This window comes from Sphingomonas sp. (assembly GCF_036387595.1).
Classification (GTDB): Bacteria; Pseudomonadota; Alphaproteobacteria; order Sphingomonadales; family Sphingomonadaceae; genus Sphingomonas.
Window position 1 is genome coordinate 1 of record NZ_DASVTL010000096.1, and the last position, 14,121, is coordinate 14,121.

Sequence of the window (14,121 nt, forward strand, 5' to 3'; positions counted from 1 at the left end):
GCTCTCGTTGCGTTCGGGGCGCAGGAAGTTCCAGCCGCGCTGGAGGTGGCGGATCAGGCTGTGCGCCTTGTATTGCGTCGCCACGCCGATGCGGCGGATGCCCGAATTGATCGCGTTGGAGAGCGCGAAGTCGATGATCCGGCTCTTGCCGCCGAAATACACCGCGGGCTTGGCGCGGGTGTCGGTCATCTCGAACAACCGGCTGCCGCGGCCGCCGGCCAGCACATAAGCCATCGCGTCGCGCGCGAGCGGTTGGCCGCGTTTGTGGTCCATGTCTCTCTCTCCAGGTCGTTCTTTTGTCTAGCCTTCGAACTCCAGCATGACGGTCGCCAGCGGCGGGAGCGTCACCCAGGCGCCGCCGTCTTGCGCGTCCACGCCGCCAAGGTTGCCCAGCCCTGAGCCGCGATAGTCGTGTGCGTCGGAATTCAGAACCTCGCACCATCGCCCGTCATGCGGCAGCGGCACGCGGTAAGGCGCGCGCGCGACCGGCGTCATGTTGCAGATCACTGCGATCGGCGGTTCGCCCGGTGCCTTGCGCAGCCAGGCAAAAACCGAATTGGCGGCATCGTCGGCGACCAGCCATTCGAAGCCCTCCGGCTCGCAATCGCGGGCGTGGAGCGCGGGCCGCGCGGCGTAGAGGCGGTTGAGATCGCGGACGAGATTGCGGACGCCCTCGTGGCTCTGGCTGGCGCGCAGATGCCAGTCGAGCGCGCGCGCCTCCGACCATTCGGCGCGCTGCGCGAATTCCTGCCCCATGAACAGCAGCTTCTTGCCCGGATAGCCCCACATCATCGCGTAATAGGCGCGCAGATTGGCGAATTTCTGCCAGTCGTCGCCCGCCATCTTGGTGAGCAGCGATCCCTTGCCGTGCACCACTTCGTCGTGGCTGAGCGGCAGGATGAAATTCTCCGACCAGGCATAGGACAGGCCGAAGGTGACCTCGGCGTGATGATGCCGCCGGTGCACCGGCTCGCGCGCCATATATTGGAGCGTGTCGTGCATGAAGCCCATGTTCCACTTGAAGCCGAAACCCAGATTCGTTTTCGGACCATCTTCATGCGCCGGGCGCGAGACGCCGGGCCAGGATGTCGATTCCTCGGCCACGGTGAAGATGCCGGGATGCGCGGCATAGACCGCCTTGTTCATCGCGCGCAGGAAGGCGACCGCTTCCCAATTTTCCCGCCCGCCGTCTTCGTTGGGAATCCATTCGCCGGGCAGGCGGCTGTAGTCGCGGTAGAGCATCGAGGCCACCGCATCGACGCGGATGCCGTCGACGTGGAAACGCTCGGCCCAGAAAAGCGCGTTGTTGACGAGGAACGACGACACCTCGCGCCGCCCGAAATTGTAGATCGCGGTGTTCCAATCGGGGTGGAAGCCGAGCCGCGGGTCTTCATGCTCGTACAAAGCGGTGCCGTCGAAGCGGGCGAGACCGTGGGCATCATAGGGGAAGTGGGCTGGCACCCAGTCGATCAGCACGCCGATCCCGGCCCGGTGCGCGCCATCGACGAAGCGCGCGAAGCCGTCGGTATCGCCGAAGCGGGCGGAAGGCGCATAGAGGCCGGTGGTCTGATAGCCCCAGCTGGGGTCGTAGGGATGTTCGCTGACCGGCAGGAATTCGATATGGGTGAAGCCCAGATCGACGACATAGGGGATCAGCCGGTCGGCGAGCGCGTCCCATGTCAGGAACCAGTCGTTCTCGTCGCGGTCCCACGAGCCTGCGTGAACCTCGTAGATCGAAACCGGCACGCGGCGGGGATCGACCTTTGCCCAATGCGCGCGGTGATCGGCGTCGCCCCATGCGCGCACCGCGGGGGCGGTGGTGATCGAGGCGGTGGCGGGACGGAGTTCGGAGGCGAAGGCGTGAGGATCGGCCTTCAGCGGCTGGAGCGCGCCGTCGGGACCGATGATCTCGAACTTGTACTTGCGGTGCTCGGCGATGTCGGGGACGAAGATCTCCCAGACGCCCGTGTCGCCGCGCCTGCGCATCGTGTGGCGGCGGCCGTCCCAGTCGTTGAAGTCGCCCACCACCGCGACGCGCCGAGCGTTGGGCGCCCAGACCGCGAAATGCACGCCCGACGCGCCTTCGTGCGCGATCAGATGCGCGCCCATCTTGTCGTGCAGGCGCAGGTGATTGCCCTGGGCCATCAGCAGGTCGTCGACCGGGCCGAGCACGGGGCCGAAGGTATAGGGGTCGCTCACCCACCATTCGACGCCATGCCGCCGCGCCTTGTAGCGCAGCGGCTGGGCTGCGCCGTCGATCGTGCCTTCGAACAGCCCGCCGTCATCGACCCGCGTCAGTGCGCCCAGCGAGGTGCCGCCGAGGTCGTGGGCCTCCGCGGTCTCGGCTCCCGGTATCCACGCCCGCGCGAACGAGCCGTCCGGCCCCGCAAATGCGCCGAGCAGCGAGAAAGGATCGTCGTGGCGCCCCTCAAGCAGAGCCTCGATGGCGCCACGCGGCGGCGTCACATGACGCCCCAGATGTCGCGCGCATATTCGGAGATCGTCCGATCGGAGGAGAACCAGCCCATCTGCGCGACGTTGCGGATGACGCAGCCGTTCCATCCGGCACGATCGCTCCAGCGCGCGTCCACCTCACGCTGCGCGCTCGCATAAGCGTCGAAATCGGCGGCGACCATGAACCAGTCGTGGTCGTACAGACCGTCCATCAACCCGGCATAGCGGGCAGGATCGTCTGGCGAGAACACGCCGTTTCGGATCGCGTCCACCGCCTGGCGCAATTCGGGCGATCCTTCGATCACCGCGCGCGGAACATAGCCTTCGGCGCGTTTGGCGGCGACTTCATCGGCGGTCATGCCGAAGATGACGATATTGTCCGCGCCGACGTGATCGCGGATCTCGACATTGGCGCCGTCGAGCGTGCCGATGGTCAGCGCGCCGTTAAGTGCGAACTTCATGTTGCCGGTGCCCGACGCCTCCATGCCCGCGGTGGATATCTGTTCGGACAGATCGGCGGCGGGGATGATCTTCTCCGCCAGGCTGACGTTGTAATTGGGAACGAACGCCACCTTGAGCAGCGGCCCGACGGAAGGATCGGCGTTGATCCGCCGGGCGACGTCGTTCGCCAGCTTTATGATGAGCTTGGCATTGTGATAGCTGCCCGCGGCTTTCCCTGCGAACAGTTTTACCCGCGGCGTCCAATCGCGTTCGGGGTGGCGCCTGATCTGGTCGTAGAGCGCGACCGTCTCGATGATGTTGAGCAGCTGGCGCTTATATTCGTGGATGCGCTTGATCTGCACGTCGAACATCGCGTCCGGGTCGATCCGGACGCCCGTCACGTCGCGAAGATGCTGTGCCAATGCCACCTTGTTCGAACGTTTCACCGCGGCGAAACGCTCCCCGTAAGCCGCGTCCTCCGCGAAGGGGAGCAGATCGGCCAGGCGGTTGGTGTCGTCGAGGAAGGCGGGACCGATCGCCTCGCGGATCAGCGCGGTCAGGCCGGGATTGCATTCCTGCAGCCAGCGCCGCGGCGTGATGCCGTTGGTCTTGTTGTTGATGCGGCCGGGGAACTGGCGATGGAGATCGGCGAACACCGTCTGCTTCATCAGATCGGTGTGGAGCGCCGCGACGCCGTTGACGCTGTGCGATCCGGCGAAGGCGAGATTGGCCATCCGCACCCGCCGCTCGCCGCCTTCGTCGATCAGGCTGATCGCGGCGATCGCACGGTCGTCGGTGCCGCTCTTGCGTGCCTCGCGCAGCAGCCGGGCGTTGATCTGATAGACGAGCTGCATGTGGCGCGGCAGCAGCCGTTCGAACAGCGGCAGCGGCCAGCTTTCCAGCGCTTCCGGCAGCAGCGTGTGGTTGGTGTAGCCGAAGGTTCCCTGCGTGATCTTCCACGCTTCATCGAAGCCGACGTCGTGATGATCCATCAGCAGCCGCATCAGTTCGGCGACCGACACCGCGGGATGGGTGTCGTTGAGCTGGATCGCGGCCTTGTCGGGCAAGGTGCGGATGTCGCCGAAATACTGGATGTGGCGGCGGACGATGTCCTGGATCGAGGCGGAGGAGAAGAAATATTCCTGCCGCAGCCGCAGTTCCTGGCCGGCGGGGTTGCTGTCGGCGGGGTAGAGGACGCGGACCAGCGTCTCGGCCTTCAACTGCCCGGCCAGCGCGCGCGAATAATCGCCGGCGTTGAACGCGTCGAGGTGGATCGGATCGAAGGCGCGCGCGGTCCACAGCCTGAGCGTGTTGACCCGCTTGCCACGCCAGCCGACGACCGGCGTGTCGACCGCCACCGCCTCGACCGCCTCAGCGGGCTTCCAATGGACCGCGCCGTCCTCGGTGCCGATCACCTCGCCGCCGAAGCCGATGAAATAGGCGCTCTCGCGCCGTTCGAATTCCCACGGATTGCCGTGGGTCAGCCAGGTCTCGGGCAATTCGACCTGCCAGCCGTCGTCGATGCGCTGGCGGAACATGCCGTTCACGTAGCGGATGCCGTAACCGTAAGCGGGCAGATCGAGGCTCGCCAGGCTTTCCATGAAGCACGCCGCGAGCCGGCCGAGGCCGCCGTTGCCGAGCGCGGCGTCCGGCTCGATCTCCTCGATCTCCGCCAGATCGACGTCGAGCGACGCCAGCGCCGCGGCGACTTCGGGGGTGCGGCCGAGATTGGCGATGGCATCGCGCAGCAGCCGGCCGATGAGGAATTCCAGGCTGAGATAATAGACGCGCTTGGCACCGGCGGCGTGCGCCGCCTTGGTCGATGCCATCCAGCGGTCGATGATGTCGTCGCGCATCGTCAGGATCGTCGCCGCCAGCCAGTCGTGCGGGCGCGCGGCTTGTGCATCCTTGCCGATCCGGTGGATGAGGGTGTCGAGGATCGCGCCGGCGAGGGGATTCGCCTGAGTGGCGACGGGCGAAGCAATTGTGCTGGTCACATCATGTCCGGTCTGTTCGAGGGTGATCCTAACGCGGCGCCGCACGATGTCACGCGGGCATTCACCATCCCGCGCGCAAGCTGCGACCGCCACGCCTTGGCAGCACCGTCCTTCGACTTTCCTAATCGAATGTTCCGCAGTGTGTCGATCGACGGGATGACGCGGCATCTTGCCGGATCGATCCGGGCACGACAAACGGGGCGCGCGCGGGTCATCGGCGGTTCACCGACACCGGCCCATGTCACCAGCTTCCATCCGGAGACGACGATGCGACACCTGCTGCCCGCCCTGGTCCTGCTGGCCGTTCCCGCCGCCGCGCACGCAGCCACGCCGATCACCGGACGCTGGCTGACCGAAGGCGGCAAGGCGATCGTGGCGATCGCGCCGTGCGGGGGAGGGGGGCAATCGCTGTGCGGGCGCGTCGATCGCGTGCTCAAGGCGCCACCGGGTGCGACGGGGCGCGATTCCAACAATCCCGACCCGGCACTCCGGACGCGGCCGATGGTCGGCGTGCCGATCCTGTCGGGCTTCGCGGATGCCGGCGCCGACTGGCGCGGCCGCATCTACAATCCCGAGGACGGCAAGAGCTACAAGGCGATCGTGACCCGCGAGCGCGACGGATCGCTGAAGGTAAAGGGCTGCATCTCCTTCTTCTGCAAGACCCAGGTCTGGACGCCGGCACGGTAAGTATCAGCGCGGCGGCGGGTCGGCAGGGATGCGGTCGAGCACCCATTCGTTGTCGCGCACGACATAGCCGAGGACCGGGCGACCGCGTGAGTCGCGCCAGGGTTCGTAGCGGAAGCGCTGTTCGATCAGGCGGCAGGTCGTCTCGTCGAGCGCGAAATTGCCGCTGGATCTGGTGATGACGCAGTGGCTGACGCGGCCGTCCAGCTCGATCAGATAGCGTACCGACACGATGCCGCTCGCGCCGGCCGCCGCCGCCGCGCGCGGATAGTCCGAATCGCGGATGCGGCCCTTCTTCAGCCGTGGCGGGGTGTCGAAACCGTCGCCGTCGCCGTCCCCCGCGCCGCCGCTGCCCGTGCCGTCGCCGGTCCCGCCGCTGCCGGTGCCCGGGCCGGGGAGGGCGGACGTGCCCTGTGACGCCTGCGTGCCGACCCCCGCGACCGGCGCGGCGATCACCGGCGAGACGATGGGGAGCGGCACGATCGGCGGTGGCACGACGACTTCGGTGGCCTGCGCGCGCAGGCTGCGCGGGGCGGCGGCGCCTTCGCGGTGGTGGCTTCGCTGGCGTTCGGGGATAGGTCGCTCGCGCTCAGGCGGCGGCGGGGCGACGGTAAACAGCGCCAATCCCTCGTCCACGCTGGCCGGCAGGTGGAAGGCAAGGCCCATGACGAGCGCGTAGATCAGGAGCGCCTGCACCGCACCCGCGCCGATCGCCGCGACGATGCGGCTACGCTTGTCCGATTGCCCGAATGCCATGCCCCCGCCATTGCATCGCGGCGATGAACTGCCGCCGAACGGCTATACCGGCGCGGCGTCCGAGGCGGCGCCATAATGGTGCCAGGTGAAGATGGCGAGCGCGCCGCGGTGCGGGCGCCATGCCTCCGCCAGGTCGCGGGTCAGCTTTTCCGATGGCCGCGCTTCGTGGCCGAGGATGCGGCCGAGTTCGATCTGTACCGCCAGGTCGCCCGCGGGCCAGATATCGGCGCGGCCCTCGGCGAACAGCAGGTAGATTTCCGCCGACCAGCGGCCGATGCCCTTAACACGGGTGAGCTGCGCGATCGCTTCCTCGTCGTCGGCAGGCAGGCGGTCAAGATCGAGGCGGCCGCTGGTCACCTCCTCGGCCAGGCTCTTGGCGTAGCTCGATTTCTGGCGCGAGAAGCCGCAGGCGCGTAGGGATTCGTCGCTGGCGGCGAGGATCGCGTGGGGATCGGTCGCGTCGCCGACCAACGCCTCCAGCTTGCGCCACACCGCGTCGGCGGCCTTTACGCTCACCTGCTGGCCGACGATGGTGCGCAGCAAGGTCTGATAGCCGCGCTCGCGGATGCGCGGCGCGGGGTAGCCGGCGCGCGCCAGAGCGGTGGCGAAGGCGGGTTCGCCGGCCGCCAGCGCATCGAGCGCGGTGCGCAACTGCTCCGCCGTCAGGCCCACGGTTTTTGGGCCCATGCTTGATCCCCGCCGGAAGGCGCGGCATGGGCGCGGGGACTTAGCAAAGGATGAGCCATGCCGACACTTATCGTGACCACGCGCGAAGGGGAAGAACGCGCGATCGACGGTGAGGCCGGGCTGTCGGTGATGGAGGTGATCCGCGACGCGGGGATCGACGAGCTGCTGGCGCTGTGCGGCGGCTGCTGTTCGTGCGCGACGTGCCACGTCCATGTCGATGCGGATTTTGCGGACTTGCTGCCCAAGATAAGTCCGGACGAAGACGATCTGCTCGATTCGACCGCGGACCGCGACGCGACCTCGCGCCTGTCGTGCCAGGTGCCGTTCACCGATGCGCTGGACGGACTGCGGGTGCGGATCGCCGCGGAGGATTGACGAGCGCAGGCGCGCCACGCCCGCGCCGATGCGCGATAGCGCAGCGCTCGGCACGGCCGACGGGTCGGCGCGCCGAACCCGGTCGACGGCGGCTTTGCCGACGTCGGGCCTTTGCGCCTCGGCAGGTCATTGGAAAGTCACATCCTACACGGTGTCGCGCGATGCTGGGGAGCGCGGACGTTGATGTTGATTGGCGCGTGAGCGGGTCGATTTCGCAGCGATGAGAAAGAGCGATCGGGCGCCGTGAGCGGGTCGTGGCCGCCGTGGCACGAAATGGGGTCTGTAGGACAGAGACGATGCGGCCGTTGTCGCCCAGTTGCAGACGTTACGCCGCTTGGTAAGCTCACCCATGCAAACTGGACCCTACCCTTGGGACGCAGCCGCGACTCTGGTCTGGCTATTCCCCGGCGACAACCTCGACGAGGACGACTTCGACTGGTCGTGGGTTAGCTCACCTCCGGAGGAGAACCCGCAATCGTGGGCCTCTTTTCGAGAGGTGGTCGAATACGCTTCAAGCGCGGACGGCTACCATGGGAAGGGTGCATGGATCACCGTGGACGAGCGGATTTTCAATCCTGTGGATGTGTTCGAAGCCTATCAGCTACTGAAGACCTGACCGTCCGCGTTCCACCAATCCTAGGCATTCCGCTTCCGCCCACTTGCCGACGTTCCCGGCAACGGTAAACTCGCACCTATGCAGAACGAAATCTCTTGGGATGGCGACTGGTATGGCATCGAGAGTGCTACGGAACGCGAATGGGCCGCAGTCGAACTTCAGCGCGAACTTTGCGCTGAGCACGTCCTTTTCGGACTCGAAGCCTATGCCATAGGCCGGCGCTGGCGGAGAGACGATCTGCTATTTCGACTCAGCGACGGGGCGATTGGCGCAAGTTCATCTTACCAGACGGACCGAGACTAACCCGGGGTGGCCTGACACACAGGTTTATTCGACCTTTGGGGACTGGCAGGCTGTGCCCGTTGAGGACCGCTAAACGACCGCTTCCCACTAGGTATAGCGATCTGCCGAACGTCACTCCCTTCCAGCCAACCCCCTCGCTGATCTACCGCGCCGCCACTGCATACAGCGCAATTGCCGCGGCGTTGGATACGTTCAGGCTCTCGACCTTCGCCGAGATCGGCAGCCGCGCCAGTTCGTCGCAGTGGGTTTCGGTATTCTGGCGCATGCCTTCGCCCTCGGCGCCCAGCACGATCGCGATGCGTTGCTGGCCGATCGCCTGCGCGAAGGTCTGGCTGGCGTGGCCGGTAAGGCCGACGCGCCAGAAGCCGGCTTCGGCGATCTCCTCCAGCGCGCGCGCCAGGTTGACGACGCGGACCCAGGGGGTGGTCTCCAGCGCGCCCGATGCGGCGCGGGCCACGGTGCCCGATTCGGGCGGCGCGTGGCGATCCTGGGTGACGATGCCGAGCGCGTCGAAGGCGGCCGCCGAACGCAGGATCGCGCCGACGTTGTGCGGATCGGTGACCTGGTCGAGCACGATCAGCGGGCGCCGGTCGTCACGCCCGGCGTGCAGCAGATCGGCCAGCCACATCTCCTCCAGCGGATCGACCTCCGCCACCAGCCCCTGGTGTGGGGCGTCGGAGGGGACGAGGCGGCCGAGGTCGGTGACCTCGGCGAAGGTGACCGGCAGGATCGGCGGCAGGTTCAGGCTCGCCAGCGCCTCTCGCGTCCCCCACAATTTGCGGACCGTGCGCGCTTCGTTGGCGAGCGCGGCGGTGACGGCATGCCGCCCCCAGAAGCGCGGGCGGTTGGCGACGCCGGTGCTCGGGCGATGTCCCTTGCGTGCCATCAATCGTCATCCACCGAATAGGCGAGGGGATCAGTGACGACCGGCTTCGTCGGCAGCGGCCCGCGCGGCAGCGGCTTTTCCGCGTTCGCGGCGCGCAGCAGCACGCCGGCGAGCACGATCGAACCCTGGCGCATGTCGTCGGCCTTCAGGTGATCGAAGGTGTCGATCGAGGTGTGGTGGATGCGGCTGTCGTAATCGAGCGGATCCTGGATGAACTGGAAACCGGGCAGGCCGATGGATTGCAGGAAGACATGATCGGTGCCGCCGGTGCGGCTCGCCACCACGTTCGCCGCGCCCATCGCGTCGAAGGGCGCCAGCCAGTCGCGAAAGATCGGCACGACCGCGGCATTGCCCTCCGCATACAGCCCGCGCAATTTGCCCGATCCGTTGTCGATGTTGAAATACGCCGCCAGTTGCGAATAGCCGGGCTTGGGGGTGATCGGCCAGCGGTTCGGCCAGCCGTAATAGGCGTGGTCGCCGTTCAGTCTCGGCTCGCCCGGCGCGCCGCGCGTCGCCAGATGCTGGTCGATATAGGCCAGGCTGCCGAGCAGGCCCTGCTCCTCGCCGGCCCAGAGAGCGAAGCGGATCGTGCGTTTCGGCCGCACGCCGGTCGCGGCCAGGATGCGCGCGGCCTCCATCACCATCGCCGAGCCTGCGGCATTGTCGGCGGCGCCGTCCGCCGCGGCCCAGCTGTCGAGGTGCGCGCCCGCCATGACATAGCCGGCCTTCGCGTCGGTGCCGGGGATTTCGGCGATGATGTTGTACGCGTTCATGTCGCTGTCGTCGAAGCGCACGTCGCTGGCGATCTCGACCGTGGGGGCGGGGCCGATCTTCGCCAGGCGGGCGAGGCGGCGGTAATCCTCGGCGGCGATCTCGATTCCGGGCATTTGCGGGTCGTCGGCACGCTCGAAGAGAGAGCCTTCGCCGTGGACCAGCTTGCCGTCACCGCGCGACCGGGTGGCATAAGCGACCGCGCCCTCGGCCTTCAGGAAGGTATCGAGCGCCTTGGGAAAGCCCAGGCGCTTGAGGCGACGGGCCTGCGCCTCGGGATCGTTGCGCGGCTGATCGAAGGCGTCGAGCTTGGCGATGTCCTCGCCCGACAGCCGCTGGAAGGGTGCCTCGCCCGGCTCGTCGCCGGTGCCCGGCAGCGAGATCATGACGATCTTGCCCTTCAGCTGTCCGCGCCATTTGTCGAAATCGCGCTCGCGGCGGATCGGCGCGACGATCACCGGCGCGCTGACCTGCGCGGCGGGGGTCCAGGCGATCGGGATCGCGGTCAGCTGAATGGCGCGGGGCGTGACCATGCGGACGCTGGACCGCTCGATCGACCAGCCGCGGCCGAAGGGAAAGCCTTCCTTGTGGACGTTCTTCAGCCCCCATTCGGCGAATTTCGCCGCGGTCCAGCTTTCCGCGCGGCGCATTGCGGGCGAATTGGTCATCCGCGGGCCAATGACGTCGGTCAGCTGCTGGACGGTGGGCATCACCTGGCTGTGGTTCGTGCCCTCGTCGATGATCCGCGCGGTGGCGGTTTCCCGATCCTGTGCGACCACCGGTGCGCAAAGTACCGGCGCGAACATGGTGGCGGCGAACAATAAGCGGCGCATGCGAAAACCCCGTTTCGATTGAACCGGCTTGCTAGGCGGGAGGGGGCAAGGTCCGCAACCCCGTGTCGTCCGAAAACCTGGCCCGCCCCGTGCCCGAAGACGTGCGTCGTTGACAGGGCGGGCGCGCTTGGGCATTGGGCGCGCCTGCTAACGAAGCACCTGGACAGGTGGCCGAGTGGTTAAAGGCAGCAGACTGTAAATCTGCCGGAGTTTCTCCTACGTAGGTTCGAACCCTACCCTGTCCACCATGCCTCTCGCTTCAGCGCGTTTCGAGGCCCGCCGGCCGGGCTTCGGCTGCAAGAGCTGCATCGTCAGCGATTCTGAAACACGCAAGACGACGGGAAGAGGGAGCGCCGCGGCAATGCGGCGTCGTCGGCCCCCGGTGCGCCAGGCCGGCCTTGCACGTTTCCCGCCATAGGCGCGTGCACGCTGCGGCGAGCGGGCCACGGAGCACGCCGTTGCCGTGAGTGGCTCATCCTCCGCCTGGTAGCACGGTCGCCATCTCGCGATCGTCGCGCTCCGCCTCCGTGCTAGGTCGCATTGCGCTGACCGATGCCGCCAACAGGCCCGGTCGGGTCAATTGTCATACATCAACATCGTCCTTTACGCAGTTTTAACGGGTGCAAGCCTAGGAATTCATTCTGAATTGCGCTGCGGCAGCAAACGCGTGTGCGGTTCGACAATGCAGAGGCAGACGTTTTTGAACGACGCTCAGATGCGTTCTGCGCGCCGCGTTCAAACTTATAAAATCCTTGGGGGGGAATATTGTGAAGTACCATCGTTTTCTGACGACCGTCGCACCGGTTGCCTTATTCTGGTCCGCCGCGGCACAGGCTGCCCAGTCGGTATCCGCGCCTGAGGACGCGGCCGCGGCATCTCAGGCACAGGCTCCCGCCACCCCCAGCAAGGCGCCTGCCGAGGAGGTGTTCTCGACCGGCGTCGCCAAGGGCCGCGACCGTCTCGACAGCGCGACGTCGACCAGCACGCTGCGGGGCAGCGAGATCGAGAAGTTCAGCGCCCGCTCGCTCGGCGAGGTTCTGCGCAACATCCCCGGCATCCGCGTCGAATATGCCGGCGGCGAAGGCAATGCCAGCTATTCGATTCGCGGCCTGCCCCTGGCAGCAACCGGCGCCAAGTTCCTGCAACTTCAAGAAGACGGAATGCCGGTACTGGAGTTCGGCGACCTGCAGCCGGTGGCCCCGGACACGTTCATGCGCTTCGACCTGAACGTCGCGCAGATCGAAGCCATCCGTGGCGGATCGGCGTCGACCTTTGCCTCCAACTCTCCGGGCGGGGTCATCAACCTGCTGTCGAAGACCGGAGAAACCGAGGGTGGTGCCATCCAGGCTACGGTGGGCCTCGATTACGGTGAATATCGCGTCGATGGTGATTACGGCCACAAGATCAGCGACACGCTCCGCTTTCACGTCGGCGGCTTCTATCGCCAGGGCGAAGGGCCGCGCGCCGTGGGGTTCGACGCCTACCGCGGCGGCCAGATCAAGCTGAACGTCACCAAGACCTTCAGCAACGGCTACATCCGGCTCTATGGCAAGTATCTCAACGACCGCACGCCGTCGTATCAGGCAGTGCCGATCCTGGTGTCGGGCTCGAACTCCGACCCGGTGTTCACGAGCGCGCGCAACTTCGACGTCAAGACGGACACGGTCATTTCGCCCAACACCGTCAACCTCGTGACGCTCGACAGCGCCAACGTCATCAAGCGCGACGACGCGCGCATCGGCCAAGAGGCGATCGTCAAGGCGGCCGGTTTCGACGCGCAGTTCGACTTCGGCGAATGGACGGTCACCGAAAAGTTTCGCTTCGCCGATATTTCCGGGGACAATTTCAAATATCACCCCACCGCGGTAGCCGCGGCCCAGACCCTTGCCTCTTCCAGCGGCCTGGGGTTTGCCAATGGCGGACCTGGCGCGACGATCAGCTATGCCAATGGTCCGCTTGCCGGACAGAGGATCACCAATCCCTCTACCCTGAACGGCAACGGGTTGCTCGTATCTACCCGCGTACAGGATTTCGTCTTTCGCAGTCTGAACAATATCACGAACGATCTTCGCGTCAGCCGCGTCTGGCAGGTCGGTAATGGAAACCTGACGACCACTGCCGGATTCTATAAGTCGTCACAGGATTTCGATGTCGACTGGGCAATCGTCAACAACTTGTCGGATGTTCGCGGCAACGGGCAGACGGCGCTCATCAACGTGACGACAGCAGCGGGTGTTCCCGTGACGCAGGATGGCTACATCAGCTTCGGCTTCAATAATGGAAGCTTCAGCCGCAAATACGATGTCAATTACGCGATCAATGCGCCCTACGGGTCGATCAACTACCATGTCGGCAGGGTCGCCATCGGTGGCAGCCTTCGTTACGATATGGGCGACGTAAAAGGCACCTTATATGGTGCCGGACTGGGTGGCGGTCGCGTCGGCACCGCACCCGTCGATCTTAACGGCGACGGCAGGATATCGGTCGCCGAGCGGACGACCGGGGTGTTACCGCTTGGAACTCCAGGCAGGGTCGATTACGACTACGGGTATCTGAGCTACTCGGCGGGCATCAACGTGCGGCTCGCCGAACCGCTGGCCGTGTTCGCGCGCAACAGCCGCGGCGCACGTGCCGCCGCAAGCAGGTTGCTGTTCTCAGCGGCGCACAGCCCGGTGTCCGGTGCTCCGTTGGAAGCGGCCAGCGCGTTCGATACCGTCAAGCAAACCGAAATCGGGCTGAAGTTTCGGCAGGCAGGCATGACGTTCAACGTAACCGGTTTCTCGGCCAAGGTGGGCGAGCGCAACGTCCAGTCCGTTGGAGGTTTGCCCCAGGTCATCGTGCGCGGCTACAAGGCCAAGGGTGTGGAAGTGGAAGGTGGTGCCCGGCGCGGCGTGTTCAGCCTGACCGCGGGCGGCACCTATACCGATGCCGAGATCGCCAGCGACGTGGCAAATCCGCAGTTGGTCGGCAACACGCCGCGGCACCAGGCGAACTTCATCTTCCAGGCGACACCGCAGATCGACACCCGCTACGTAACTGTCGGCGTCAACGTCATCGGCACGACGAGCAGCTTTGCCCAGGACGTCAACCAGCTCAAGATGCCGGGCTACACCCTGGTCAACGCCTTCGTGCAAATCCGCCCGATCGAACGCGTGCAGCTGATGCTGAACGTCAACAACGTCTTCGACACGCTGGCGTTCGACGACATCGTTCAGGGCGCCCTTCCTGCCAGCGGTTTTGCGCTGGCACGCGCGTACAACGGCCGCACGGCTTCGGCGACCGTGCGTTATGCGTTCTGAGGGCGGAGAGCAGCGAGCG

11 protein-coding genes and 1 tRNA gene are annotated in these 14,121 nt (G+C 66.2%); 5 read left to right on the forward strand and 7 right to left on the reverse strand.

Going from position 1 to position 14,121, the window contains the following annotated elements; translation table 11 throughout:
- From VF643_RS11290 to VF643_RS11300, 3 genes are all read right to left on the reverse strand, one after another.
- Positions 1-273: sugar phosphate nucleotidyltransferase (locus tag VF643_RS11290; RefSeq protein WP_331043493.1), on the reverse strand; the 273-nt coding region annotated here is incomplete at its 3' end.
- A gap of 27 nt (positions 274-300) precedes the next feature.
- The gene (glgB, locus tag VF643_RS11295; protein ID WP_331043494.1) at positions 301-2,466 is read right to left on the reverse strand and encodes a 1,4-alpha-glucan branching protein GlgB; all 2,166 of its coding nucleotides are present in this window, start codon (positions 2,464-2,466) and stop codon (positions 301-303) included.
- Entirely contained in the window at positions 2,463-4,892 is a 2,430-nt protein-coding gene (locus tag VF643_RS11300) for a glycogen/starch/alpha-glucan phosphorylase (protein ID WP_331043495.1), read from the reverse strand. The genes glgB and VF643_RS11300 overlap by 4 nt, the downstream gene beginning before the upstream one ends.
- Before the next feature lie 3 nt (positions 4,893-4,895).
- Between VF643_RS11300 and VF643_RS16140 the strand changes: the two genes are divergently transcribed.
- Positions 4,896-5,579: a DUF2147 domain-containing protein gene (locus VF643_RS16140; RefSeq protein ID WP_414713851.1), complete on the forward strand. Its 684-nt coding sequence runs from the start codon at positions 4,896-4,898 to the stop codon at positions 5,577-5,579.
- Between the two features lie 3 nt (positions 5,580-5,582).
- Here VF643_RS16140 and VF643_RS11310 read toward each other — a convergent pair whose 3' ends face one another.
- Positions 5,583-6,332, reverse strand: a complete 750-nt coding sequence (locus VF643_RS11310; protein ID WP_331043496.1) for a TonB family protein — start codon at positions 6,330-6,332, stop codon at positions 5,583-5,585.
- Between the two features lie 42 nt (positions 6,333-6,374).
- Positions 6,375-7,004, reverse strand: coding sequence for a DNA-3-methyladenine glycosylase 2 family protein (locus VF643_RS11315; protein ID WP_331043544.1), 630 nt, complete (start codon positions 7,002-7,004; stop codon positions 6,375-6,377).
- 72 nt (positions 7,005-7,076) lie between these two features.
- Here VF643_RS11315 and VF643_RS11320 point away from each other — a divergent pair, with 72 nt between their 5' ends.
- On the forward strand, positions 7,077-7,394 hold the full coding sequence (locus VF643_RS11320; protein ID WP_331043497.1) for a 2Fe-2S iron-sulfur cluster-binding protein: 318 nt from the start codon (positions 7,077-7,079) through the stop codon (positions 7,392-7,394).
- A gap of 349 nt (positions 7,395-7,743) precedes the next feature.
- A complete protein-coding gene (locus VF643_RS11325; protein WP_331043498.1) occupies positions 7,744-8,010 on the forward strand; it encodes a hypothetical protein in 267 nt (88 codons plus the stop codon).
- A gap of 445 nt (positions 8,011-8,455) precedes the next feature.
- Here the strand turns inward: VF643_RS11325 and rlmB are convergent, their stop codons facing one another.
- Together rlmB and VF643_RS11335 are read right to left on the reverse strand one after the other, a co-directional pair.
- On the reverse strand, positions 8,456-9,199 hold the full coding sequence (gene rlmB, locus VF643_RS11330) for a 23S rRNA (guanosine(2251)-2'-O)-methyltransferase RlmB (RefSeq protein ID WP_331043499.1): 744 nt from the start codon (positions 9,197-9,199) through the stop codon (positions 8,456-8,458).
- Positions 9,199-10,803, reverse strand: coding sequence for a M20/M25/M40 family metallo-hydrolase (locus VF643_RS11335; RefSeq protein WP_331043500.1), 1,605 nt, complete (start codon positions 10,801-10,803; stop codon positions 9,199-9,201). The genes rlmB and VF643_RS11335 overlap by 1 nt, the downstream gene beginning before the upstream one ends.
- 161 nt (positions 10,804-10,964) lie before the next feature.
- On the opposite strand from VF643_RS11335, the gene VF643_RS11340 reads away from it, so the two are divergent.
- Positions 10,965-11,051, forward strand: a tRNA-Tyr gene (locus VF643_RS11340).
- Between the two features lie 519 nt (positions 11,052-11,570).
- Positions 11,571-14,102, forward strand: a complete 2,532-nt coding sequence (locus tag VF643_RS11345) for a TonB-dependent receptor (protein WP_331043501.1) — start codon at positions 11,571-11,573, stop codon at positions 14,100-14,102.
- Positions 14,103-14,121: the final 19 nt, after the last annotated feature.

What these genes read in the sequence shown, in the direction of transcription:
- VF643_RS11310 (WP_331043496.1), bottom strand. Translation starts at nt 6,332, where the DNA reads ATGGCATTCGGGCAATCGGACAAGCGTAGCCGCATCGTCGCGGCGATC.
- VF643_RS11320 (WP_331043497.1), top strand. Translation starts at nt 7,077, where the DNA reads ATGCCGACACTTATCGTGACCACGCGCGAAGGGGAAGAACGCGCGATC.
- VF643_RS11325 (WP_331043498.1), top strand. Translation starts at nt 7,744, where the DNA reads ATGCAAACTGGACCCTACCCTTGGGACGCAGCCGCGACTCTGGTCTGG.
- VF643_RS16140 (WP_414713851.1), top strand. Translation starts at nt 4,896, where the DNA reads ATGTCCGGTCTGTTCGAGGGTGATCCTAACGCGGCGCCGCACGATGTC.
- VF643_RS11335 (WP_331043500.1), bottom strand. Translation starts at nt 10,803, where the DNA reads ATGCGCCGCTTATTGTTCGCCGCCACCATGTTCGCGCCGGTACTTTGC.
- rlmB (WP_331043499.1), bottom strand. Translation starts at nt 9,199, where the DNA reads ATGGCACGCAAGGGACATCGCCCGAGCACCGGCGTCGCCAACCGCCCG.